Source organism: Pseudoalteromonas sp. SR45-1 (genome assembly GCF_014163655.1).
Classification (GTDB): Bacteria; Pseudomonadota; Gammaproteobacteria; order Enterobacterales; family Alteromonadaceae; genus Pseudoalteromonas; species Pseudoalteromonas distincta.
Map to the genome: position 1 here is coordinate 1 of NZ_JACJDR010000046.1, position 440 is coordinate 440.

Annotated in this window: 1 pseudogene; it reads right to left on the bottom strand. The window is 44.8% G+C overall.

Annotated features, from left to right (window positions below):
- Window positions 1-131: 131 nt before the first annotated feature.
- A pseudogene (locus H5089_RS20065) lies at window positions 132-440 on the bottom strand (SAM-dependent methyltransferase); the annotation flags it as partial.

Here is a 440-nt window from a genome sequence, read left to right on the forward strand (position 1 = left end):
TGTCGGATGGCGCTTCGCTTATCCGACCTACGTTTTCAAATATATAATGCGGGGTTATTGGGTGTGGGTATTGGCCGTGGGTATGGAGCTCGTTGGGTTTCGCTACGCTCTACCCAACGTACGTGTTTAACTTAAATTTTTACGCAGACGAAAATGGCGTTGCCTGAGCGTTGTGCCCATGGGGTTATTTTGTCGTAGTCATGTTCAAATATGTGGATTTCGAAGTACGGCTTTAAGGCTTCTTTAAGCTCTGTATAACTAAAAGCAACCATTGGGTGCTCGTCGTGCCATACGAGTGTTTTGTCTGCGGTGGTTTTTTCTATGCTGAGTTTTAATAACTGTTTACTGCCGCTGCCACTATAGTGCCAGCCAGAACGAAATGTGAAGAAGCTATTTTCGCTTGTTGCTGTGTGCTCTACAAATGAATCGCTGTCGATTTT